Source organism: Macrococcus brunensis, assembly GCF_004359615.1.
Classification (GTDB): Bacteria; Bacillota; Bacilli; order Staphylococcales; family Staphylococcaceae; genus Macrococcus; species Macrococcus brunensis.
Window position 1 is genome coordinate 1 of record NZ_SCWA01000001.1, and the last position, 20,601, is coordinate 20,601.

22 protein-coding genes are annotated in these 20,601 nt (G+C 42.5%); 7 read left to right on the forward strand and 15 right to left on the reverse strand.

From position 1 onward, the window contains the following. Positions 1-161: 161 nt before the first annotated feature. Positions 162-479, reverse strand: coding sequence for a YuzD family protein (locus tag ERX27_RS00005; RefSeq protein WP_133430759.1), 318 nt, complete (start codon positions 477-479; stop codon positions 162-164). Positions 480-560: 81 nt separating this feature from the next. Here ERX27_RS00005 and ERX27_RS00010 point away from each other — a divergent pair, with 81 nt between their 5' ends. From ERX27_RS00010 to ERX27_RS00025, 4 genes are all read left to right on the forward strand, one after another. Further along, a complete protein-coding gene (locus ERX27_RS00010; protein ID WP_133430760.1) occupies positions 561-803 on the forward strand; it encodes a NifU family protein in 243 nt (80 codons plus the stop codon). Positions 804-892: 89 nt separating this feature from the next. Continuing rightward, positions 893-1,900, forward strand: a complete 1,008-nt coding sequence (gene bioB / locus ERX27_RS00015; RefSeq protein ID WP_165983037.1) for a biotin synthase BioB — start codon at positions 893-895, stop codon at positions 1,898-1,900. Positions 1,901-2,060: 160 nt separating this feature from the next. Beyond that, positions 2,061-5,018 carry a formate dehydrogenase subunit alpha gene (gene fdhF, locus ERX27_RS00020; protein ID WP_133430952.1) on the forward strand — a complete coding sequence of 986 codons (2,958 nt, stop codon included), beginning with the start codon at positions 2,061-2,063 and terminating at the stop codon, positions 5,016-5,018. Beyond that, a complete protein-coding gene (locus ERX27_RS00025) occupies positions 5,018-5,689 on the forward strand; it encodes a helical membrane plugin domain-containing protein (RefSeq protein ID WP_133430762.1) in 672 nt (223 codons plus the stop codon). The genes fdhF and ERX27_RS00025 overlap by 1 nt, the downstream gene beginning before the upstream one ends. 43 nt (positions 5,690-5,732) lie before the next feature. Here ERX27_RS00025 and ERX27_RS00030 read toward each other — a convergent pair whose 3' ends face one another. The 3 genes from ERX27_RS00030 to ERX27_RS00040 are packed head-to-tail and all read right to left on the reverse strand — an operon-like array spanning position 5,733 to position 7,895. Continuing rightward, positions 5,733-6,686 (reverse strand): 2-hydroxyacid dehydrogenase, encoded by a 954-nt coding sequence (locus ERX27_RS00030; protein ID WP_133430763.1) that lies wholly within the window; start codon positions 6,684-6,686, stop codon positions 5,733-5,735. Then, positions 6,683-7,471: a TIGR01457 family HAD-type hydrolase gene (locus ERX27_RS00035; protein WP_133430764.1), complete on the reverse strand. Its 789-nt coding sequence runs from the start codon at positions 7,469-7,471 to the stop codon at positions 6,683-6,685. Before ERX27_RS00035 ends, ERX27_RS00030 begins: the two co-directional genes overlap by 4 nt. Then, positions 7,458-7,895: a DUF86 domain-containing protein gene (locus ERX27_RS00040; RefSeq protein ID WP_133430765.1), complete on the reverse strand. Its 438-nt coding sequence runs from the start codon at positions 7,893-7,895 to the stop codon at positions 7,458-7,460. The genes ERX27_RS00035 and ERX27_RS00040 overlap by 14 nt, the downstream gene beginning before the upstream one ends. Before the next feature lie 76 nt (positions 7,896-7,971). On the opposite strand from ERX27_RS00040, the gene ERX27_RS00045 reads away from it, so the two are divergent. Continuing rightward, positions 7,972-8,235 carry a DUF3055 domain-containing protein gene (locus ERX27_RS00045; protein ID WP_133430766.1) on the forward strand — a complete coding sequence of 88 codons (264 nt, stop codon included), beginning with the start codon at positions 7,972-7,974 and terminating at the stop codon, positions 8,233-8,235. Between the two features lie 22 nt (positions 8,236-8,257). On the opposite strand, the gene ERX27_RS00050 is transcribed toward ERX27_RS00045, so the two are convergent. From ERX27_RS00050 to ERX27_RS00070, 5 genes are all read right to left on the reverse strand, one after another. Beyond that, a complete protein-coding gene (locus ERX27_RS00050) occupies positions 8,258-8,704 on the reverse strand; it encodes a YutD family protein (protein WP_133430767.1) in 447 nt (148 codons plus the stop codon). Next, positions 8,704-9,609: a lipoyl synthase gene (lipA, locus tag ERX27_RS00055; protein WP_133430768.1), complete on the reverse strand. Its 906-nt coding sequence runs from the start codon at positions 9,607-9,609 to the stop codon at positions 8,704-8,706. Before lipA ends, ERX27_RS00050 begins: the two co-directional genes overlap by 1 nt. A gap of 61 nt (positions 9,610-9,670) precedes the next feature. Then, positions 9,671-10,984: a bifunctional metallophosphatase/5'-nucleotidase gene (locus tag ERX27_RS00060; RefSeq protein WP_133430769.1), complete on the reverse strand. Its 1,314-nt coding sequence runs from the start codon at positions 10,982-10,984 to the stop codon at positions 9,671-9,673. A gap of 13 nt (positions 10,985-10,997) precedes the next feature. Beyond that, the gene (locus ERX27_RS00065) at positions 10,998-11,816 is read right to left on the reverse strand and encodes a sulfite exporter TauE/SafE family protein (protein ID WP_133430770.1); all 819 of its coding nucleotides are present in this window, start codon (positions 11,814-11,816) and stop codon (positions 10,998-11,000) included. Between the two features lie 10 nt (positions 11,817-11,826). Continuing rightward, positions 11,827-12,675, reverse strand: a complete 849-nt coding sequence (locus ERX27_RS00070; RefSeq protein WP_133430771.1) for a DUF72 domain-containing protein — start codon at positions 12,673-12,675, stop codon at positions 11,827-11,829. 63 nt (positions 12,676-12,738) lie between these two features. On the opposite strand from ERX27_RS00070, the gene ERX27_RS00075 reads away from it, so the two are divergent. Both ERX27_RS00075 and ERX27_RS00080 read left to right on the forward strand, forming a co-directional pair. Beyond that, positions 12,739-13,455 carry an ABC transporter ATP-binding protein gene (locus ERX27_RS00075; protein ID WP_133430772.1) on the forward strand — a complete coding sequence of 239 codons (717 nt, stop codon included), beginning with the start codon at positions 12,739-12,741 and terminating at the stop codon, positions 13,453-13,455. Continuing rightward, on the forward strand, positions 13,452-14,210 hold the full coding sequence (locus tag ERX27_RS00080) for an ABC transporter permease (RefSeq protein WP_133430773.1): 759 nt from the start codon (positions 13,452-13,454) through the stop codon (positions 14,208-14,210). Before ERX27_RS00075 ends, ERX27_RS00080 begins: the two co-directional genes overlap by 4 nt. Positions 14,211-14,240: 30 nt before the next feature. Here ERX27_RS00080 and ERX27_RS00085 read toward each other — a convergent pair whose 3' ends face one another. The 6 genes from ERX27_RS00085 to sufC form a co-directional block, all read right to left on the reverse strand. After that, positions 14,241-15,167 (reverse strand): magnesium transporter CorA family protein, encoded by a 927-nt coding sequence (locus tag ERX27_RS00085; protein ID WP_133430774.1) that lies wholly within the window; start codon positions 15,165-15,167, stop codon positions 14,241-14,243. 124 nt (positions 15,168-15,291) lie between these two features. Further along, on the reverse strand, positions 15,292-16,689 hold the full coding sequence (gene sufB, locus ERX27_RS00090) for a Fe-S cluster assembly protein SufB (protein WP_133430775.1): 1,398 nt from the start codon (positions 16,687-16,689) through the stop codon (positions 15,292-15,294). A gap of 12 nt (positions 16,690-16,701) precedes the next feature. Then, on the reverse strand, positions 16,702-17,136 hold the full coding sequence (gene sufU, locus ERX27_RS00095; RefSeq protein ID WP_133430776.1) for a Fe-S cluster assembly sulfur transfer protein SufU: 435 nt from the start codon (positions 17,134-17,136) through the stop codon (positions 16,702-16,704). Next, the gene (locus tag ERX27_RS00100; protein ID WP_133430777.1) at positions 17,126-18,361 is read right to left on the reverse strand and encodes a cysteine desulfurase; all 1,236 of its coding nucleotides are present in this window, start codon (positions 18,359-18,361) and stop codon (positions 17,126-17,128) included. The genes sufU and ERX27_RS00100 overlap by 11 nt, the downstream gene beginning before the upstream one ends. An 18-nt stretch (positions 18,362-18,379) precedes the next feature. Then, a complete protein-coding gene (gene sufD / locus ERX27_RS00105) occupies positions 18,380-19,675 on the reverse strand; it encodes a Fe-S cluster assembly protein SufD (RefSeq protein ID WP_133430778.1) in 1,296 nt (431 codons plus the stop codon). Between the two features lie 12 nt (positions 19,676-19,687). Then, positions 19,688-20,461: a Fe-S cluster assembly ATPase SufC gene (sufC, locus tag ERX27_RS00110; protein WP_133430779.1), complete on the reverse strand. Its 774-nt coding sequence runs from the start codon at positions 20,459-20,461 to the stop codon at positions 19,688-19,690. Between the last annotated feature and the right edge of the window lie 140 nt (positions 20,462-20,601).

The following is a 20,601-nucleotide window of genomic DNA, read 5'->3' on the forward strand; positions in this document are numbered from 1 at the left end:
ACACATTTCCATTTAACTTCACTTGAATAAGCAATTCTCTGCATAATAAAACACTCCTATCAAATTCATTTTATATGAATTCAACAAGAGTGTTTTTTATTCTGTCCCATTAATTGGGGTCAGTCCGCTTTTCCTATCAAAAGAGCCGATGCTTTTATATTTTATTTCACGAAATGCTGCTCAACATACTTCGTCAGCTGTGGCAGTTGAATATAGCCATCCGCAACAATTTCATCATTCATTGTAATGAGTGGATAGAAAAGTTCATCGTCCTGAATTCGCTCAACGATAGACTGATCATAATCTGAGTGATTTTCAGTATCATTGATATCGATATAGTTGAAAGTAAAATCCAGATGATCGAACTTACGCTTTAAGTTCGGCTGTACCCAGTCGTAGATATCTTTAGATGTTGGTGCATTGACACAGCTTGCGCAGACAACATCTGCACCGTAAATATTTACTTTTACTTGTTCCATGTGCAACCCCCTTAAATAATTGTATAAACTATGCTATAGTGATTATACTATACAGTAAGTGAATAAAGAAAGGAGTCTACTATGACGACTGAACAACAAACTCAATTTGATCAAGTCAGTGAAGTGCTTGATAAATTACGTCCATTCCTTTTACGTGACGGCGGTGACTGCGAACTTGTTGACGTAGAAGATGGTATCGTTAAACTACGTTTACTAGGCGCATGTGGTACATGCCCTTCTTCTACTATTACGCTTAAAGCAGGTATCGAACGTGCGCTGTTAGAAGAAGTGCCTGGCATCGTAGAAGTTGAACAAGTATTTTAAGACTACTCTTCGGAGTGGTCTTTTTTTATTCTATTATTGTCAAACACTAAATGTTAACCTATTATTATTTTATGTTTACATTTAGGGGGATTATGATGCAATATGCTGAAAAAGTAATGAATGGCTACACTTTAACAAAGGAAGAAGCACTCAACGTACTACAGACACCTGATTCAAAAATACTTGCTTTAATTGATGATGCCTATCAGATTCGTCACCACTACTACGGGAATGCTGTCAAACTGAATATGATCTTAAACGCAAAAAGCGGGCTTTGTGCTGAAGACTGCGGGTATTGCGGTCAGTCTGTCAAAGCTGATACCGGCTGCAGTCAGTATGCACTTGTGGATGAGGAGAAGTTAATAGAAGGTGCTGAAGCGGCCGTCAACAACCAGGTCGGTACATACTGCATTGTTATGAGCGGCCGTAAACCGACGAACCGGGAAGTCGACCGGGTCACAGATGCAGTGAAATCGATCAAGTCACTCCATCCTTCACTGAAAATATGTGCCTGTCTCGGACTGTCGACAGAAGACCAAGCGCAGAAACTGAAAGATGCAGGTGTTGACCGCTACAATCATAATATCAATACGAGCGAACGCTACCACGATGAGGTTGTTTCGACGCATAGTTATCAGGACCGGGTCAAAACGATTGAAATCATGAAGGCACATCACATTTCTCCTTGTTCCGGCGTCATCTGCGGAATGGGTGAAACAGATGAAGACATCGTCAATATGGCTTTTGCACTTAAAGAAATAGACGCAGACAGTATTCCAGTGAACTTCCTCCATGCCATTAAAGGGACGAAGTTCCAGGATAAAGATGAACTGACACCTAATCGCTGTCTGAAGATCCTGGCACTTTTCCGCCTGATCAATCCGACGAAGGAAATCCGTGTTTCTGGCGGTCGTGAAGTGAACTTACGTTCGTTGCAGCCTCTCAGTCTTTATATCGCCAACTCTATCTTTGTAGGCGATTATCTTGTGACAAATGGTCAGCCTAATGAAGAGGATTACCAGATGATTCAGGACTTAGGTTTTGAAATAGAAACCAATGCTTTTCATACAGACCCCTCTATAGTTAAAACCCTTTAAAGAATGGAATGTTCCATTCTTTTTCTTTTGAATCCATATATTTGGTTAAATTTTAATTAATTTAAGGGTTTACATTGTATAAATCCTGTAAAAACTTATAATTAAGGTAGGCATAAAGTTTTTCATCAATTTTGAGAGGGGTTATTACATGAGTGAAGTTATGACTGGAACAATCCAAATCACTTTAAATGGCCAGCCAATGGCAGTGCCAGCGGAAGCCAATCTTCTAGACTATTTAAGATTCAAAGGTATTGAAGTACCTGCTCTGTGTTATCATCCGGATCTTGGAGCAATCGAAACATGTGACGCATGTATTATTGAGGTTAACGGGGAACTCGTGCGTTCATGTAGCACTCAGTTAAATGAAGGCGACGTCGTCAGAACGGGTACAAGCGAAGCATTCGAAGCACAGATGATCGCAATGGACCGCGTTTTACGCAACCACGAACTTTACTGTACAGTCTGTGATTTTAACAACGGTAACTGTACAGTCCATAATACGGTTAAAAAATTAAAAATCGATCACCAGGCGACACATCAGTCTCCTAAAGGTGCACCTGTCAATCGCGGTAAATTCTACCGCTATGATCCTGACCAATGTATCCTCTGCGGTCGATGTGTACAGGCTTGTCAAAATGTCCAGGTTAATGAAACATTAATGATTGACTGGGAACTTGAACGTCCACGCGTTATCTGGGACGGAAACGGTTCTACACTTATCGACGAATCATCTTGTGTCAACTGTGGGCACTGTTCAACTGTCTGTCCATGTAATGCCATGATGGAAGTCGGCATGGAAGGCGAAGCTGGTTTCTTAACGGGCATGCTGAAAGATGCATTCCGCCCGGCTGTAGAAGTCACTAAAGCCGTTGAAACGGGTTACACACCTCTTATGGCTATTTCTGATATCGAAGCAGAAATGCGTGAAGACCGCATCAAAAAAACAAAGACAGTCTGTACTTATTGTGGTGTCGGCTGTTCATTCGAAGTCTGGACTAAAGGCCGTGACATTCTAAAAGTAGAACCAACGCCTGAATCTCCTGCAAACCAGATTTCTACATGTGTCAAAGGTAAATTCGGCTGGGATTTCGTCAACTCAGGTGAGCGCTTAACAAAACCTTTAGTACGTGAAGGCAACGAATTCCGCGAAGCATCTTGGGAAGAAGCTTACGAGCTGATTGCTAAGAACTTCAAAGAAACAATTGAAAAACGCGGACCAGAACGTTTAGCGTTTATCACTTCTTCTAAATGTACAAACGAAGAATCTTACTTAATGCAGAAGCTCGCTCGTGCTGTTGTCGGTACAAATAACGTCGATAACTGTTCACGTTACTGTCAGTCTCCAGCTACAATGGGCTTATGGCGCACAGTCGGTTACGGCGGTGACTCTGGTTCTATCACAGATATCGGCAGTGCAGAACTGATCATCGGTATCGGTACAAATACTGCAGAAGCTCACCCAGTAATCGCAACGCGTGTGAAAAGTGCACAAAAAGTGCGCGGGTCTAAGATTCTTGTCTCTGATATCCGTAAACATGAACTGGCTGAACGTGCTGATATGTTCATCCGTCCTAACCCAGCTTCTGACTTAGTCTGGTTAAATGCGGTCACTAAATATATCATCGACAATGACTGGCATGATAAAGAGTTCATCGCAAAACACGTCAACAACTTTGATGAACTGGTTAAAGGTCTTGAGAAATATACGATTGATTATGCTGTTCAGCATACAGGTCTGACTAAAGAAGAAATTATTAAAGTCGCTAATATGATTCATGAAGCAAAATCAACAGTTGTCATGTGGGCAATGGGTATCACACAGCAACGTGGCGGTAGTGACGCTTCTACAGCGATCTCTAACCTCTTACTTGCAACAGGTAACTACATGAAGCCAGGTGCTGGTGCTTATCCGCTTCGCGGCCACAACAACGTACAAGGTGCGAGTGACATGGGTAGTATGCCAACTCACTTACCAGGCTACCAGAAGATTGACGACAAAGAAGCGCTTGCGAAGTTCAGCAAAGCATGGGGTCGTGAACTGAATCCTGAAAAAGGACAGAACAACCACCAGATGGTTGATGCGATGCATGACGGCGAACTTGATATCCTGTACTTAAAAGGTGAAGACATGGGTATCGTTGACTCTAACGTCAACTACGTTCGTGCTGGTTTCGAAAAACTGAAGTTCATGGTTGTACAGGATATCTTCTTCTCTAAAACAGCAGAATATGCAGATGTTGTCTTACCTGCTGCACCAAGCTTCGAAAAAACAGGTACATTTTCTAATACAGAACGTCGTATTCAGCGTCTGTATCAAGTCATGGAGCCGCTTGAAGGTTCTAAACCTGACTGGATTATCATCCAGGAGATCGCTAACTTACTCGGTGCAAACTGGAACTACACACATCCAAGTCAGATTATGGACGAAATCGCTGCACTGACACCTATTTATTCAGGTGTTAACTATGAACGCCTTGACGGCTTCAAGAGTTTACAATGGCCAGTACACGAAGATGGTACTGACTCACCTCTTCTTTTCACAGACGGCTTCCCGTTCGATGATAAGAAAGCTCGTTTCGCACCAGTTGACTGGACAGAACCAACAGAATATCCGGCAGAATATGATATTCACGTCAACAACGGACGTCTGCTTGAACACTTCCATGAAGGTAATATGACTTATAAAGTCGAAGGACTTGTACTTGAAACACCAGGTGCTTTCCTTGAGGTCTCTCATGAACTTGCAGCAGAACGCGGCTTAGAAGATGGTACACTAGTACGTCTGCAGTCTCCATACGGCCGTGTCGATGTGAAGACAGTTGTCACTGACCGCGTTTATGGTAAAGAGGTTTACTTACCAATGAACGATTCAGGCGACGCAGCCATCAACTTACTTTCAAGTTCTATCGCTGATAAAGATACATCAACACCAGCATACAAAGAAACAAAAGCGAAATTGATTATTTTAGATAAAGGTGGTAAATCACCACTCCCTAAAACAAACTTCCGTTATGGTCATCGCGTACCTCAGATGGGCGTCAATGTTCAGAAGAAATGGGAACGTCGTGATTATGTCTTCCCTGGTACAATCGTTAAAGAAAGAAGAGGTGGTAAGTAATGGCTCAAGCTACTACAGTAATCAGAAGAACAGAAGTCGATGTTGAAGCCGTTCGCGCAAAAGAACTACGTGAACTAGAAGATCAGCTGATCATGCATAAAGACACACTGCACAAACTGTTCCGCCTTCTTGACCAGCTGGATGACCACGAAGTCATCAACGCCTTAAATGCTGGACTTGCTAAAAGCGATCCGATTCTGACTCGTGTGTTAAAAGCAGTTAACGAGACAGAAACAGATAAAGCGATCCGTAATGGTCTCTTACTTGTCCAAGGACTCGGTAAATTCAACTTTGATGAGATTGAACCGATGATCTTAAAGTTCAATAAAGGTCTGAAATTATCGACTGAATATAACCAGAGTAAACCACTCGGCTGGTTAGGTCTTCTCAATGTACTGACAAATAAAGATTTCGTTGAAGGGTCTATCGTTCTAACGAAGTTTGTTAAAGGATTCGGTACAAGCTTTGAACAGCTCAAAAAAGAGCAAGGTATCATCGATCCAGTTCAGACAGATGTCGGTGACTTAGACAAAGCATCATCTATTGAACTTCCAAGCAAGGCTGCCCGCACACGTGAAGGCAACCGCACTGCTGCAAATCCTAAAGTGAAGATGCTCGGCATGGTTGCAGGTGCTGCACTTTCTGTCGGTGCATTACTTCTTAAAAAATAATAGTCATAAAAAATAACCTGGAACTTTAAGTTCCAGGTTATTTTTATTTTACAGGCGTTTTAGGTTCTTCGCCGTTTACAATGTGTTTTGCATTATCCACGCAAAGCTGAATCATGGCGTCGCGTGTTTCCACGGTCGCACTGCCGATATGCGGTAAGACAACGATATTCTTTTCTTTCAAGAAAGGATGTCCTTCTTTGATCGGCTCCTGACGCAGCACATCAAGGCCAGCCGCTAAAATCTCACCATTTTGGACAGCTTCGAGTAAATCTTCTTCGACGACATGGCCGCCGCGGCCAATATTGATGAAGATTGTGTCATCATTCATCTTCTGAAATGCTTCTTTATTGAAGATATTTTCTGTTTCTTTTGTGAGGGGTGCTGTACAGACGACATAATCTGTTTTTAAGAGCTCATCGAATGACACATATTTCGCGACCAGTTCCTTTTCAGCTTCTTCATGTCTTGAACGGGTATGATACATGATATCCATATCAAATCCTTTGCAGCGTCTGGCAAAGGCAGTACCGATAGAACCCATGCCGTATATACCGACTGATTTTCTGTAGACATCTTTTCCTGCCATCAAGTACGGCTCCCAGCCTTTCCACTCTCTTGACTCCACTAAATGTGCCGCTTCAATGATGCGTCTCGCTGTTACAAGCATCAGGGTAAAACCGAGCTCCGCAGTTGTTTCAGTGAGGACATCAGGCGTATTGCAGACGATGATGCCTTTATCCCTGGCATAATCTACATCGATGTTATCGTAACCGACTGCGAGATTAATGACAGCTTTCAGCTTAGGACAATGATCCAAGTACTCCTGGTCAATCTGATCACTCATCATCGTAATCACTACATCTGCGTCCTGACTTTCATTAAGCAGTTCTTCTCTTGGCATCGCCTTGAGTTTTTCATGATACATCTCAACATCTGCGACTGTTTTCAGGTCTTCAATAAAACGCTCTGGTATTTGTCTCGTAACTAAAACTTTCATTCTGTTCCCTCCTGATAGATCTTAATGACATCATTCAAGTTTTTGACAGAATATGACGGCGGCACTTCTTCTGCCATCACCGCATCATATGTAGAGACACCGGTCTGGACATGCAGCGTATCAATCCCACTATTGATACCCGACAGAATATCTGTCATATAAAGGTCCCCTATCATGACGAGATCTTCTTTTGGCAGTCCAATCATCTCTACCGCTTTATTCATGATATGCACTTCCGGCTTGCCGATGAAGATAGGATCTACATCTGTCGCTACTGTCAGCACGCTGGTTAGTGCACCATTCCCAGGCAGCAGTCCTCGCTCGCTCGGCAAAGTACGGTCCGGATTTGTTGAAATAAATGTCGCACCATTACGGATGGCAAGTGCTGCATTCGCAAGCTTGTCATAAGTGATATCTACATCGAGACCGATGACCACATAATCTGCTTCGATGTCGTCCACTATTTCAAGCCCCTCGTCAGTGAGCGCCTGTCTGATTCCTTTTCCGCCGACGCAGTGAACGCGAGCGCCTGGCTTTTCATCAGCAATATACATCGCTGTTGCCATGGCAGACGTCACCACGTTCTGAGCCGTGCACGGGAAACCCATGCCTGTCAGTTTCGCTGCTACTTCGTCTGGTGTTTTTGAAGCATTATTCGTCACAAATAAATAAGGCAGCTCATTTTGATAGAGATAGTCAATAAATTCCTTTGCCCCTTCTATCACGCGTGTTCCCGCATACATCGTCCCGTCAAGATCCAGCAGATACCCTTTATACTTTTTCATGGCTGCCTCCTTTTCCGAATGCCGACACAGGTCCAAGTTCGCGTTCAATAAATGATTCTACGGCATGCTGAAAGTTTTGATAAGCGTCAAGATTGTCACTGAAAGCTGACTTCAGTCTGCTATGGTCAATTTGTGTATAGTCACGAACCATCCACTGTCTCATCGGCAACGTCGCTGATATCTTCTTAGCATCCTCACTTGTGATCACTTTCTCCATCTCCATGATATCAATCACGTCCTGGTAACTGCCCGGATCACGCATAATAAAGCCATCTATCATCATATTGCCGACATCGACCGTGCTTTCAATCAGCATATGACAGATACGTTCAAGCGCGTAGCCTTCTGCAGCGGTGAAATCAGCTGTCAGCCGGGTAATATAATTGAGTTTTAATGCGAGTTCATCTCTGTCTACAAAATACATGTTATCGCCTCCATCCCTAGTTTAACAAATTTTCTTATCACCTTCATTACTGATATACTTGAGACGGAGGGATATTATGATAGATATGTTCTTATATGATGACTCAGAGAAGGCGAATGTCCGCTTCGTCAGTTTTCTCGGCGAATCTCGTCACGATTTAACACTTATCCAGACTGACCGGCATTATGGCAAAACCATTGTGTTGAATACACAGTCCAATAAATTCGGTATAATCGGTCGTGATGATCTGGAGGAAGAAGGTTATATTGCTTATGTGCTCGGTATCAGTGAAGCTGAAGCCGAAGAAGTAACAGAATTTTTAAATGACGTCATACATTAAAAAAAAGTAACTGCCTAGGCAGTTACTTTAAAAAATCTTTTAGTGTTTTACCAGTCGATAGATCCTCAGTCTCCTGAGCCGGTGTATGTTCCACCGGCTCTTCTACTTTGACTGCATCCATCTCCAGCTCTTCTACTGAAGTTTCCTTAACTTCAACTTCGACATCTTCAGCTTCATTACGAATCACTTCATGGGCCGTCAGTCGTCTTAAGACAAAATAGGCGCAGCCGAAGTTACAGTATTCGAGCAGATAATCCTGGATGCTTGAAAATCTACGGTTGATATCCGCTTTTTTATTTTTATCTTCATAGAAACCTTTCAGACGCAGCTGCTCATAACCGATATCTCCTACTATAATAGGATATTTATCAAGTACTTCTGAATAACGCGTCTCAAACTGTTCCTGATTGAAAGCATTCTTATGATCGACCATTATCTCAAAATAGTGATCGCCTGCTCTCACATTCATTAAGCTTCTCCGAGTGCCTGACGTTGTTTCGCTGCTTCATTTACCTGCTCGTCTGCATGGTAAGAACTACGTACCATAGGACCAGCCTGACAGTGTTTGAAACCTTTATCCATCGCGATTTTACGCAGTTTACCGAATTCAAGCGGTGAATAATATTTCTGAACTTTGATATGTTTACGAGAAGGCTGTAAGTACTGACCAATTGTCATGATGTCCACGTCATTTGCACGCAGGTCATCCATTACTTCAAGGATTTCGTCCCAAGTCTCTCCTAAGCCGACCATCAGACTTGATTTAGTCGGAATATCCGGCTGCAGTTCTTTAGAACGACGCAGTACTTCAAGAGAGCGGTCATAAGTTGCACGCGCACGAACTCTTGGCGTCAATCTACGGACTGTTTCGATATTATGATTCAGAATATCAGGACGCGCATTCATGAGGCGCTCCCAGTTATCAAAGCTGCCGCCCATATCTGATGGAAGCACTTCGATTGTTGTATAAGGATTGCGTTCACGTACTTTACGAATCGTCTCTGCATAGACTTCAGAACCACCGTCTTTTAAGTCATCACGGGCAACTGCTGTGATAACCACGTGTTTTAAGTTCATCAGTTCTACTGATTCTGCTACACGTTCCGGTTCATTTAAGTCAAGTTCGTTCGGCAGGCCCGTCTTAACTGCACAGAAACGGCACGCACGTGTACAGACTGCACCGAGAATCATGAAAGTCGCAGTACGACGTTCACCCCAGCACTCATGGATATTCGGACATTTTGCTTCCTCACATACCGTATGCAGGTTTTTCTCGCGCATCATTTTCTTAAGTCCTGTATAGTTCTGGTTCGTATTAAGCTTTATTTTTAACCATTCAGGTTTTCTCAAAATCTCTTCATTTCTTGTCGCCACAATACATCCCTCCGATATCCATTAATTATAACTCAAAGTCATTTAAAATAAAATGTCCGGCTCATGAAAATCTTCTATTAAGTGCCAGCTCCATGACATCCCGCAGAAACTCAGGCATAAAGTATTCTTTTTCGTTTTGAACGAACTGCGGAAAAAAACGTCCAAACGTATACATATCAAGGGTCGCCAGTGTATAAGACTTGTGGTCATCCACTGGCTGATCGCCTACAAAAAACTTACGTTCAGACTGAATATAACCGATATGATCCGTCACATACATACCGAAGACGTCGCCTCTGTAGCCAAATCCTTTGACGATTTCATCACGGAACTCATGCTTACTGCTCATGGCGATGACTTCTTTCAGTTCTCGTCCGGACAGCGTGATGTTAACAGGATTGATCGGATGCGGCAGCATCTTATGCAGGTCATATTTGGTTAAACTGTCGCCTTCGTAACCTTGCACGATCAGCCCTGAATTAATCAATGCGCAGTCTGCATCCAGTTCCACTCTCAGCTCATTTGCCAGGAGTGCTGTCGCGTATGATGCACTATACAGTCGTCTCGGCAGACTGACCGGACTTTGATGGATGACTTCGCTGAGAAGTGCACGGCCATCCTCATAATAATGATCTTCACTATTCGCCAGTTCATCTGTTTCAATCAGTCTCGCGTCTTTTTGAACAAGATGACCCTCGTCAAATTTCAGCTTGATTTCACCGATGTATTCACCATATCTACCTGCCGCACCAATCAGGACACCATTGACCCGTTCACCTTTTTCGAAATGATGATGGGTATGAGCACCAAGAATGAGATCAATACCCGGGATTTCATCAGCAATACGACGATCAGCGAACATACCCAGATGACTCAAGATGATGACAACATCACATTCACTACGAATTGCTTCTACCTGCTCTCGAATGGCTTCCAGCGGCTCTGTAACCTGCCAGCCGAGCGCCTTATAAAAAGGTGTGAACTCTGCTGTCGCCCCGATAAAACCGAGCTTAATTCCATTAAACTCATCGATGACATTAAGTTTGATATGACGGGGTAATCGTCCTTCCATATCGAACAAGTTGCAGCATGTCACTTCAAAGTCTGCTTGATCATAAAGCGCATTGAAGTCATCATGCGTCAACGTGATGCCCTCATTATTCCCGACAGTTGCTACTTTGACATGCGCTTCATTCAGCAGCTCAACATTTCCTTTACCAAGTGTCCCTTCAGTATAAGGATGACTTCTGTCTACATGATCACCAAGATCGACATAATAACTATCATCTGGCCGGTCCTTCAAGTAGCGGATGATTTTATTGAATGTCGATAGATGACTGTGAATATCATTTGTATGATAAAGTTTGATTTCCATTTTAATCTCCCCTTTAGATCATGCTTTTTATGATCAGATAGACACCGAGTGCCAGCATGATAAGTCTCAGTATCAGAACGACTGTCTCTGATTTTGCGCGTCTATTGATCTGTACACCAATTGTCGCACCGATAAAACTGGAAATGACCAGAATAATCGCATAATGCCAGATAACATTTCCCAGTACGATATGGCTGATAGCACCAGACAGACTGGAGAATAAGATCATCAGCATACTGGTGCCGACTGCGATATGCGGCGGGAATCTGAACGCGATAATCATCAGCGGTGTCATCAGTGCGCCGCCCCCAATACCAAACAAACCGGTCAGACAGCCGACAAAAAACGTTGCAATGACCGCAGGAACAGGTGCAATACTGTATTCATAGGTCTGCCCTTTCGCATCAGTGAACGTGCGCATGCGTTCTGGATTCTGAAAAAGCTTGATCGGTTTAATTTTATCCCGGAACATCAGCACGATACTCATGAAAATCATCAACAATCCGAAGTAGAGATTAAAGCTTTTTAATGTCAGAAAATGACTGAGGTATGCACCTACGATTGCGCCTGGAATAATACCAATTAAAAACAGAAATCCTGACTTGATATCGACTTGTTTTGCTTTAATATAACCGATTGAAGCAGATAATCCGGTCGCAATGAGGATGACGGTCGACGTCCCAATCGCTGTCTGCGGGGTGATGCCCGCTAAGAGCCCTGCCCCTCCTAAAAAGATCAGAGACGGTACGATAATAATGCCACCGCCAAGCCCAACTAAAGAGCCAAGAATAGCTGAGCCGACGCCAAGTAATATAAGTAGTACGATAGACATCTTGTCCTCCTTAGAACAGCGACAGCTGCTGTGCATTCAAATGATCATAATCAATTCCCAGAATCTCTTTCATCCGCAAGGCATTACCTGCTGCGTGTCCACCTGAGTTGTTATTGAAGATGACATACACTTCTTCTGCTTTCTGATCGAGTATTCTGAACTTCGCTGCCAGACCCTGCAATTCTTCCTCATTATATTCGTATAAATAGCGAACATCCCGCCATTCCTGATCCGACATATCTTTCTTTGTCCAGCCTGCAACATTTCTGCCATGCAGTCTGACAAGCGAAATCGGGTGCGTCACCCTATTCACCATCGGAATTGAACCGTGACCACTCTGCGGTTCGTCGCAGACAGAATGAATCAGTTTATTCTCATAAAGAAAATGCAGTGTATTTTCTGTCATCTCCCCCGTAAACCAGCTATCATGACGAAATTCGATAGCGATAGGCATTTCTCGCAAGTGCTGCTTCAAATATAGTATATAATTAATGTTCTGGGTATTACAGTCAAACCAGGGTGGGAACTGAACCAGTACCATAGCGAGCCGGTCTTCTTCAATCAACGGACCCACCATCAAGTTAAACTGTTCAATCAGCTGGATTCTTGTATCTGCATACTGCTCTACTTCTGCATGTCCAGACAATGCCTGGTGGATTTTAACGACGAACTTGAAACGGTCCGGCGTCTCACTGATCCATTTACGTATATTTCGTTCTGGCTGCACGGCATAATAACTCGCATCCAGTTCTACAGTCGGAAAATAACTGCCATATGTATACAATTTATCTTTTTTATTCGCCAGTTCAGGATATAATGTATCATGATCCGACCAGGCGGTTAATCCTATATTTATCATCATTATCACCTAGCCTAATCATATCATAAGTAGGCATGACACTCCCTAGAAAGGAACCTTAAAATGACGACCATCCAATTTGAGAAAATTAATGTTATTCGTAATGATCATCATATTCTGCATGACATTTCCTGCCTGTTTCCTTCCGCTACAATCACCGCACTCATCGGGCCATCAGGTGCAGGCAAAACGACTCTACTTAAACTACTGAACGGACTGCATAGCCCGACTTCAGGAGAAATTTATTTCAATGACAAACCTGTATCCACTATGAACCTGCTGGACCTTAGACGCCATGCCGGCATGGCTCTGCAGAGTGCGCCGATGCTGCCAGGTACTGTCTTTGATAATCTTAATCTCCCAAGAACCATTGCTGGAGATGCACTAAAAGAAGAAGAAGCGGTCCGTCTCCTCGCGCAGGTTGATTTAGAAGATGTGCCATTGACACAGGACATCAAATCATTATCAGGGGGCCAGCGTCAGCGTCTGTCTATCGCACGCACACTCGTCAATCAACCACGCGTTCTTCTGCTCGATGAAATCACTTCGAGCCTGGATCCAAGAAGTGTGAAAGAAGTGGAAAAACTTATCCATTCTATTCATAAGAGTCAGCAAGTCACCATTATCTGGATTACGCATGACGTTGATCAGGCAGTCCGTGCGACAGACCGCTATATTATGCTGAAAGACGGTCGTGTAGAACATACAGGTGACTCTAATACGCTGCTGCATAGTGACGTTCCAGCGGTCAGAGAATTTATTGAAGGAGAAGAACTATGACCATTCTACAGCTTAGTCTGACGATCATCTTCGTCATTATTCCTTTAGTCCTGAGCGCTTACTTGAAACTCGGTCTTGAAAAAGATATTGTCATTGCAACTATACGCAGTACTATTCAGCTCTTTATCGTCGGCTATATTCTGACATTTGTCTTTGAAGGTAATCATCCCATCTATATTCTGCTGATGATTTTGCTGATGATCACAGCAGCGACCCAGAATATCATTAAAAAAGGCAAGGGCATCAAAGGCATCACGTGGAAAATAGTTGTGACACTGGTCACGGTGGAAGTGATAACGATGGGCATCATGCTCGGCTTCCATATCATTCCGTTTGAAGCACGATATGTCATTCCTATCAGCGGTATGGTTATCGGTAACTCTATGGTTCTATCTCTTCTGTTCCTGAATCGCTTCTTAAGTGAAATTCGCAATAACGATGAACAGATTGAACTAATCTTATCACTCGGAGGTACGAATAAACAGGCGATTCATAGAAGTCTGATGTCCGCTATTAAAAGCTCGATGATACCGACGATTGAAAGCCAGAAAACGATGGGTCTTGTACAACTTCCGGGTATGATGAGCGGGCAGATTATAGGTGGGGCAGACCCTATTGTAGCCGTTCAGTTCCAGCTGCTCATTCTTTTCCTGCTGTTAACTGCAGCCACCTTATCAAGTGTGATGGTTGGCTTCTTAAGCTATCCGACACTGTTCAATGAAAAAGAACAATATCTAGGTGAATATCAAAAATAAAGGACTGAACTATTTTGTTCAGTCCTTCTGCTATTTAAAGATGTTCTTCTTGACGAGAAATACATAAGTCAACGCCATCAGAATGAGCGCAACTGATACTGTGCCTAACCACGTCAACTCCGGCAGATCAACGTTCATACCGAAGAAACTGAAGACAAGTGTCGGTAAAGTCAGGAACACTGTCACTAAAGTGAGAAGCCGCATGATATTATTCATTTCATTACCGATAAGTGAAGAATAAGAGCCAGCGATACTCTCAAGGATATTCGTATACAGCTCGGTTGTGCTTAAAGCCTGTGTATTCTCAATCATCAAGTCTTCAAGGAGTTCCTTATCATCATCATAAAGCTTGATTGAACGGGAACGGAATATCCGTTTAATCGTATCTCCGTTGGCCGTCAGTGAGGTCAGGAAGTATACTAAACTTTTCTCAAGCTCCATCAGTTCATAGAGCTGCTTATTCGTCAGTGACGTTCTTAAGTTACTCTCAATCCGGAGACGTTCACGGTTCAGACGCTTCAGTGTATTATTGTACATCGTCGCGACGGTGAACAGCACTTCCAGCAGGAATCTCGACTTCATGCGCAGATCAAAACGACGATTCATCAGTTTGTTGAACATCTCATGTTCACGAGAACAAATCGTGATGATATACCCTTTACTTAAGATAATCCCGATTGGTACAGTGATATATGATAAAGTCTGCTTGATGTTTTCATCTATAATCGGGAAGTCATTGATGATCAATGTACTATTTGTTTCTTCATCATATTCAATACGGGCACTTTCTTCAGGATCAAGCGGATCTTCCAGAAATTCTATCGGGATATTAAAATACTCCGCTACTTCTTCCATCTCATCTCGGGATGGTTGTGTCATGTTGATCCAGTTATTCGGCTGGAATCGTTCTGCCTTAATGATTGTTCCCTCTTCTGAATTAATAAATGTTTGAATCATAAGATGTCTCCTTTCTTTCTGTCGTCGTTAACATAAAAATCTTAACGCAATTTCGCTAATAAAGATACCATATTTTTCACAAACTAAAAAAAGACGAGTAGGATACTCGTCTTTTTTGTATGGATTAACCGATTGACCCTTCCATCTCGAACTTGATGAGACGGTTCATCTCTACTGCATATTCCATCGGTAATTCTTTTGTGAATGGTTCGATGAAGCCCATAACGATCATTTCAGTTGCTTCTTCTTCTGAGATACCACGGCTCATGAGATAGAATAACTGTTCTTCAGATACTTTAGAAACTTTAGCTTCATGTTCTAAAGAGATGTTGTCGTTCATGACTTCGTTGTAAGGAATGGTATCAGAAGTTGACGCGTTATCCATGATCAATGTGTCACATTCAATATTAGAACGTGCACCTTCAGCATCACGGCCGAAGTGAACGATACCGCGGTAAACGACTTTACCACCTTGTTTAGAAATTGATTTAGAGACGATTGTTGAAGATGTATTGGGTGCTTTATGAATCATCTTCGCACCCGCATCCTGAACTTGTCCTTTACCTGCTAAAGCGATTGATAACGTCATACCACGTGCGCCTTCGCCAAGTAAATAACATGCCGGGTATTTCATCGTCAGTTTAGAACCGATATTACCATCAATCCATTCCATCGTACCGTTTTCGTAAACGAATGTACGTTTTGTAACAAGATTGAAGACGTTATTTGCCCAGTTCTGAATGGTTGTATACCGGCAGTATGCGTCTTTCTTAACGATGATCTCAACGACAGCTGAGTGTAATGAATTCGTTGTATAAACAGGAGCTGTACAGCCTTCTACGTAATGTACACTTGCGCCTTCATCTACAATAATCAGCGTACGTTCAAACTGCCCCATATTTTCTGAGTTGATACGGAAGTAAGCTTGAAGCGGTGTATCAAGTTTAACATTCTTCGGTACATAGATGAATGATCCACCTGACCATACTGCTGAGTTCAGCGCTGCAAACTTATTATCTGCAGGCGGAATAACTGATGCAAAGTGTTCTTTAAAGATGTCTTCATTCTCACGTAATGCTGAGTCAGTATCTTTGAAGATAATGCCTTGCGCTTCTAAGTCTTCCTGCATATTATGGTAAACAACTTCAGATTCATACTGTGCAGAGACACCTGCAAGATATTTCTGTTCTGCTTCAGGAATCCCTAATTTATCAAACGTCTGTTTGATTTCTTCAGGTACTTCATCCCAAGAACGTTCTGTATGTTCTGATGGTTTAACATAGTAAGTGATTTCATCAAAGTTCAGCTCTGATAAATCGCCGCCCCACATCGGCATCGGCATTTTGTAGAACTGTTTTAAAGATTTTAAACGGAAGTTGAGCATCCATTCAGGTTCTTCTTTCATTTTAGAGATTTCACGCACGATTTCTTCTGTCAGACCACGTTCTGAACGGAAAATCGATACATCTTTATCATGGAAACCATATTTGTAATCGCCCACATCTGGTGCTTTTTTAGCCATTTGGTTCACTCCTTATTCTTCTTCTTTTGTTCCTTTTTCAAGTGCTTTCCAGGCAAGAGTGGCACATTTAATTCGCGCAGGGAACTTTGCGACACCTGATAATGCTTCGATGTCACCCATTTCCTCTGTAATTTCATAATCGTTGCCAAGCATCATCTGACTGAATTCATGTCCCATTGCTAATGCTTCACTGATGGTATGACCTTTAATCGCCTCGGTCATCATTGAAGCGCTGGACATTGAAATAGAACATCCTTCGCCGTCAAACTTTGCATCTTTGACAATATCGCCTTCCACGTCAAGCGTCAGACGAATGCGGTCTCCACAAGTCGGGTTGTTCATATCAATCGTCAGTGAACCATCTTCAATAACCCCTTTATTACGAGGATTTTTGTAATGATCCATGATCACTGAGCGATAAAGTTGATCTAAATTGTTAAAACTCATAGCTGAAAAACTCCTTTGTTTTTTTCAGGCTATCCACTAGCAGGTCAATTTCTTCTTTCGTGTTGTAAATATAAAAACTTGCACGTGCAGTAGAAGACTGATTCAGCCATTTCATAAGAGGCTGTGCACAGTGATGGCCTGCACGGATAGCGATGCCATCAGAATCAAGTGCTGTCGCAAGGTCATGAGGATGAACGCCTGCAAGGTTGAAAGTAATCAACCCTGCACGCTTATCTGGACCAGGCCCATAGATTTCAAGTCCTTCAATCTCAGACATTTTGTCATAGGCATAAGAAGTCAGTTCATGTTCATATTTCAGAACTTCATCCAGACCAATTGATTCCAAATAGTCGATTGCTGCATGTAAACCGATTGCTTCAGCAATCAAAGGTGTTCCTGCTTCAAATTTAGTCGGCAGTTCGGTCCACGTTGAGTCCTGCAGACCTACGAAGTCAATCATATCGCCGCCGTATTCAATCGGTTCCATTTTGTTCAGTAATGACTTACGTCCGTATAAGACGCCAATACCTGTAGGACCGACCATTTTGTGGCCACTGAATGCATAGAAGTCAACATCTAAATCCTGCACATCTACTGTCATGTGAGGGACAGCCTGAGCACCGTCTGATACCATAATAGCGCCTTTATCATGTGCAAGTTTAGCAATCGCTTTAATGTCATTGATAGTACCGAGCACATTAGACACATGCGCTACAGAGACAATTTTAGTTCGGTCTGTAATCGTCGCTTCAACGTCACGTAAATCAAGTGTACCGTCTTCCTGCATCGGAATATATTTTAAGACGGCTTTACGTCGTTTAGCAAGCTGCTGCCATGGTACAAGATTCGCATGGTGCTCCATCTGTGTAATAACGATTTCGTCGCCTTCTTCAACCACCATATCACCATAGCTATGTGCGACTGTGTTGATCGCTGTCGTCGTGCCACGAGTGAAGATGACTTCTTCAAAATACTGTGCATTGATGAAACGACGGGCCGCTTCACGTGCACCTTCGTATCCATCTGTTGCACGTGTGCCGAGTGTGTGAACACCACGGTGAACGTTCGCATTTTCATGATTGTAATACTGGTTGATTCTATCAATGACCTGCACCGGCTTCTGACTAGTCGCCGATGAGTCAAGATAGACGAGCGGTTGTCCATTCACTGTTTCATTCAAGATTGGAAAATCCGCTTTAACTTTATTAATATCGAATGGTGCCATTAGATCAGGACCTTTCTGTTATTTAATCGCTACTTTCTGCTCGATAACATCTGTCAGCTGACGACGTACCGCTTCAATCGGTAATTCATTAACAACCGGTGCTAAGAAACCATGAATCACTAAACGCTCTGCTTCTGCTTGAGAGATACCACGGCTCATCAGATAAAAGAGCTGCATAGGATCCACGCGTCCTGCTGATGCTGCGTGTCCTGCTGTTACATCATCTTCATCGATCAACAGGATTGGATTCGCATCACCGCGAGATTTCTCTGATAACATGAGTACACGAGATTCCTGCTGAGCATCTGCTTTAGTTGCACCATGTTTGATATAACCGATACCATTAAAGATTGATGATGCGGCATCTTTCATGACACCGTGCTTCAGAATATGACCGACAGAGTTTTTACCATATTGAATAATCTGAGTCGTAAAGTTCAGTTTCTGTTCACCGCGACCGACTACAACAGTTTTTAAGTTACTTGTTGAGTTATCACCCATTAAGTAAGTCGTATTATCGTTGATTGTGTCACCGTCGTTCATCAGACCAAGTGACCAGTCAATCGTTGCATCTTTATGTGCAATACCGCGACGGATAACATGTCCAGTAAAGCCTTTCGCTAAGAAATCAACCGTGCCGTAAGTGATTTTAGCATTATCATTCGCGATAACTTCAGAAATCACGTTCAGTTGTCCAGCTGCTTCTTCTACTGTTGATAAATAGTTCTCGACATAAGTCACTTCAGAACCTGTATCCGCTACAATCAGTAAATGGTTGAAAAGGTTCGCTTCTTTATCATCATGTAAGACAACCATCTGAATGGGTGACTCAATGACCACATTTTTAGGTACGTAGATGAAGAGTCCACCGTTCAGCAGTGCTGCATGAAGAGCCGTTAAACGATGTTCATCGACTTTAACGCCTTCAGTCATGAAGTACTTCTGAACAAGTTCAGCGTGCTCTGCCATCGCAGAATGAATGTCTTTAATGATGACACCCTGCTCTGCTAATTTGTCGTTTACTTTTAGGAAAGCAGGCGTGTTGTTATGTTGAACGTACAGGTTTTCTACCGCTTCAACATCAATGATTGATTTCACTTCTTCAGGCAGAGCGTCTGTACCGTCAAAAGTATCGCTATCCGCTGCGTGGTAAGTCACGTCAAAATTCCAGCGGTCCAGTCTCGTTTTATCAGGTTTAGGCATATCGATAGAATCTAAACGGTTAAACGCATCTTCACGAATAGCCGTCATCCATGAAGGTTCATTTTTTGATTGTGATAAACCTTTGATTTGTTCTAAGTTGATGTCACTCATTTCAGTTCCTCCTTATTCAGCTGCTTCATCCTGAATGTTTAATTCTTGTTTGATCCAGTCATAACCTTCTGCTTCAAGACGCTGAGCAAGTTCTTCTCCGCCTGACTTAACGACGCGACCTTGCATCATCACGTGTACGAAGTCTGGTGAGATGTAGTTCAGAAGACGTTGATAGTGAGTGATGATCAGGCAACCGAAGTTTTCGCCGCGCATTTCATTGATTCCTTTTGATACGACTTTAAGCGCATCGATATCGAGTCCTGAGTCAATTTCATCTAAGATAGCAAATTTAGGTTCTAACATCATTAATTGAAGAATTTCGTTACGTTTTTTCTCCCCGCCAGAGAATCCTTCATTTAAGTAACGTGTTGCCATATCAGGGTCCATTTCAAGGAATTCCATCTGTTTATCCATTTTTTTAATGAACTGCATTAAGTTGATTTCCTGACCTTCTTCACGACGAGAGTTAATCGCTGAACGTAAGAAGTCTGCATTTGTCACACCTGAGATTTCAGATGGATATTGCATCGCAAGGAAAAGACCTGCCTGCGCACGTTCATCTACTTCCATTTCAAGAACATTTTCGCCATCAAGTAAGACTTCGCCTTGAGTGACTTCATATTTTGGATGACCCATGATCGCTGATGATAAAGTTGATTTACCTGTACCATTTGGTCCCATGATAGCGTGAACTTCACCTTGTTTGATTGTTAAGTTTACACCTTTTAAAATCTCTTTTCCTTCGATTGAAACGTGTAAATCTTTAATCTCTAATACTGATGCCATTTGTGTACCCTCCACGAATTATAATTATTTTAAACTCTTAATAGTTTATAATGATTTTAATTTACAGTCAAAGACTCTTAAATTCATTTACTCAATTATTATAACGTAAACAGAATGATTGTTAAACGGATTGAGACCAT

What these genes read in the sequence shown, in the direction of transcription:
- ERX27_RS00005 (WP_133430759.1), bottom strand. Translation starts at nt 479, where the DNA reads ATGGAACAAGTAAAAGTAAATATTTACGGTGCAGATGTTGTCTGCGCA.
- ERX27_RS00010 (WP_133430760.1), top strand. Translation starts at nt 561, where the DNA reads ATGACGACTGAACAACAAACTCAATTTGATCAAGTCAGTGAAGTGCTT.
- fdhF (WP_133430952.1), top strand. Translation starts at nt 2,061, where the DNA reads ATGACTGGAACAATCCAAATCACTTTAAATGGCCAGCCAATGGCAGTG.
- ERX27_RS00025 (WP_133430762.1), top strand. Translation starts at nt 5,018, where the DNA reads ATGGCTCAAGCTACTACAGTAATCAGAAGAACAGAAGTCGATGTTGAA.
- ERX27_RS00030 (WP_133430763.1), bottom strand. Translation starts at nt 6,686, where the DNA reads ATGAAAGTTTTAGTTACGAGACAAATACCAGAGCGTTTTATTGAAGAC.
- ERX27_RS00035 (WP_133430764.1), bottom strand. Translation starts at nt 7,471, where the DNA reads ATGAAAAAGTATAAAGGGTATCTGCTGGATCTTGACGGGACGATGTAT.
- ERX27_RS00040 (WP_133430765.1), bottom strand. Translation starts at nt 7,895, where the DNA reads ATGTATTTTGTAGACAGAGATGAACTCGCATTAAAACTCAATTATATT.
- ERX27_RS00045 (WP_133430766.1), top strand. Translation starts at nt 7,972, where the DNA reads ATGATAGATATGTTCTTATATGATGACTCAGAGAAGGCGAATGTCCGC.
- ERX27_RS00050 (WP_133430767.1), bottom strand. Translation starts at nt 8,704, where the DNA reads ATGAATGTGAGAGCAGGCGATCACTATTTTGAGATAATGGTCGATCAT.
- ERX27_RS00060 (WP_133430769.1), bottom strand. Translation starts at nt 10,984, where the DNA reads ATGGAAATCAAACTTTATCATACAAATGATATTCACAGTCATCTATCG.
- ERX27_RS00065 (WP_133430770.1), bottom strand. Translation starts at nt 11,816, where the DNA reads ATGTCTATCGTACTACTTATATTACTTGGCGTCGGCTCAGCTATTCTT.
- ERX27_RS00070 (WP_133430771.1), bottom strand. Translation starts at nt 12,675, where the DNA reads ATGATAAATATAGGATTAACCGCCTGGTCGGATCATGATACATTATAT.
- ERX27_RS00075 (WP_133430772.1), top strand. Translation starts at nt 12,739, where the DNA reads ATGACGACCATCCAATTTGAGAAAATTAATGTTATTCGTAATGATCAT.
- ERX27_RS00080 (WP_133430773.1), top strand. Translation starts at nt 13,452, where the DNA reads ATGACCATTCTACAGCTTAGTCTGACGATCATCTTCGTCATTATTCCT.
- ERX27_RS00085 (WP_133430774.1), bottom strand. Translation starts at nt 15,167, where the DNA reads ATGATTCAAACATTTATTAATTCAGAAGAGGGAACAATCATTAAGGCA.
- sufB (WP_133430775.1), bottom strand. Translation starts at nt 16,689, where the DNA reads ATGGCTAAAAAAGCACCAGATGTGGGCGATTACAAATATGGTTTCCAT.
- sufU (WP_133430776.1), bottom strand. Translation starts at nt 17,136, where the DNA reads ATGAGTTTTAACAATTTAGATCAACTTTATCGCTCAGTGATCATGGAT.
- ERX27_RS00100 (WP_133430777.1), bottom strand. Translation starts at nt 18,361, where the DNA reads ATGGCACCATTCGATATTAATAAAGTTAAAGCGGATTTTCCAATCTTG.
- sufD (WP_133430778.1), bottom strand. Translation starts at nt 19,675, where the DNA reads ATGAGTGACATCAACTTAGAACAAATCAAAGGTTTATCACAATCAAAA.
- sufC (WP_133430779.1), bottom strand. Translation starts at nt 20,461, where the DNA reads ATGGCATCAGTATTAGAGATTAAAGATTTACACGTTTCAATCGAAGGA.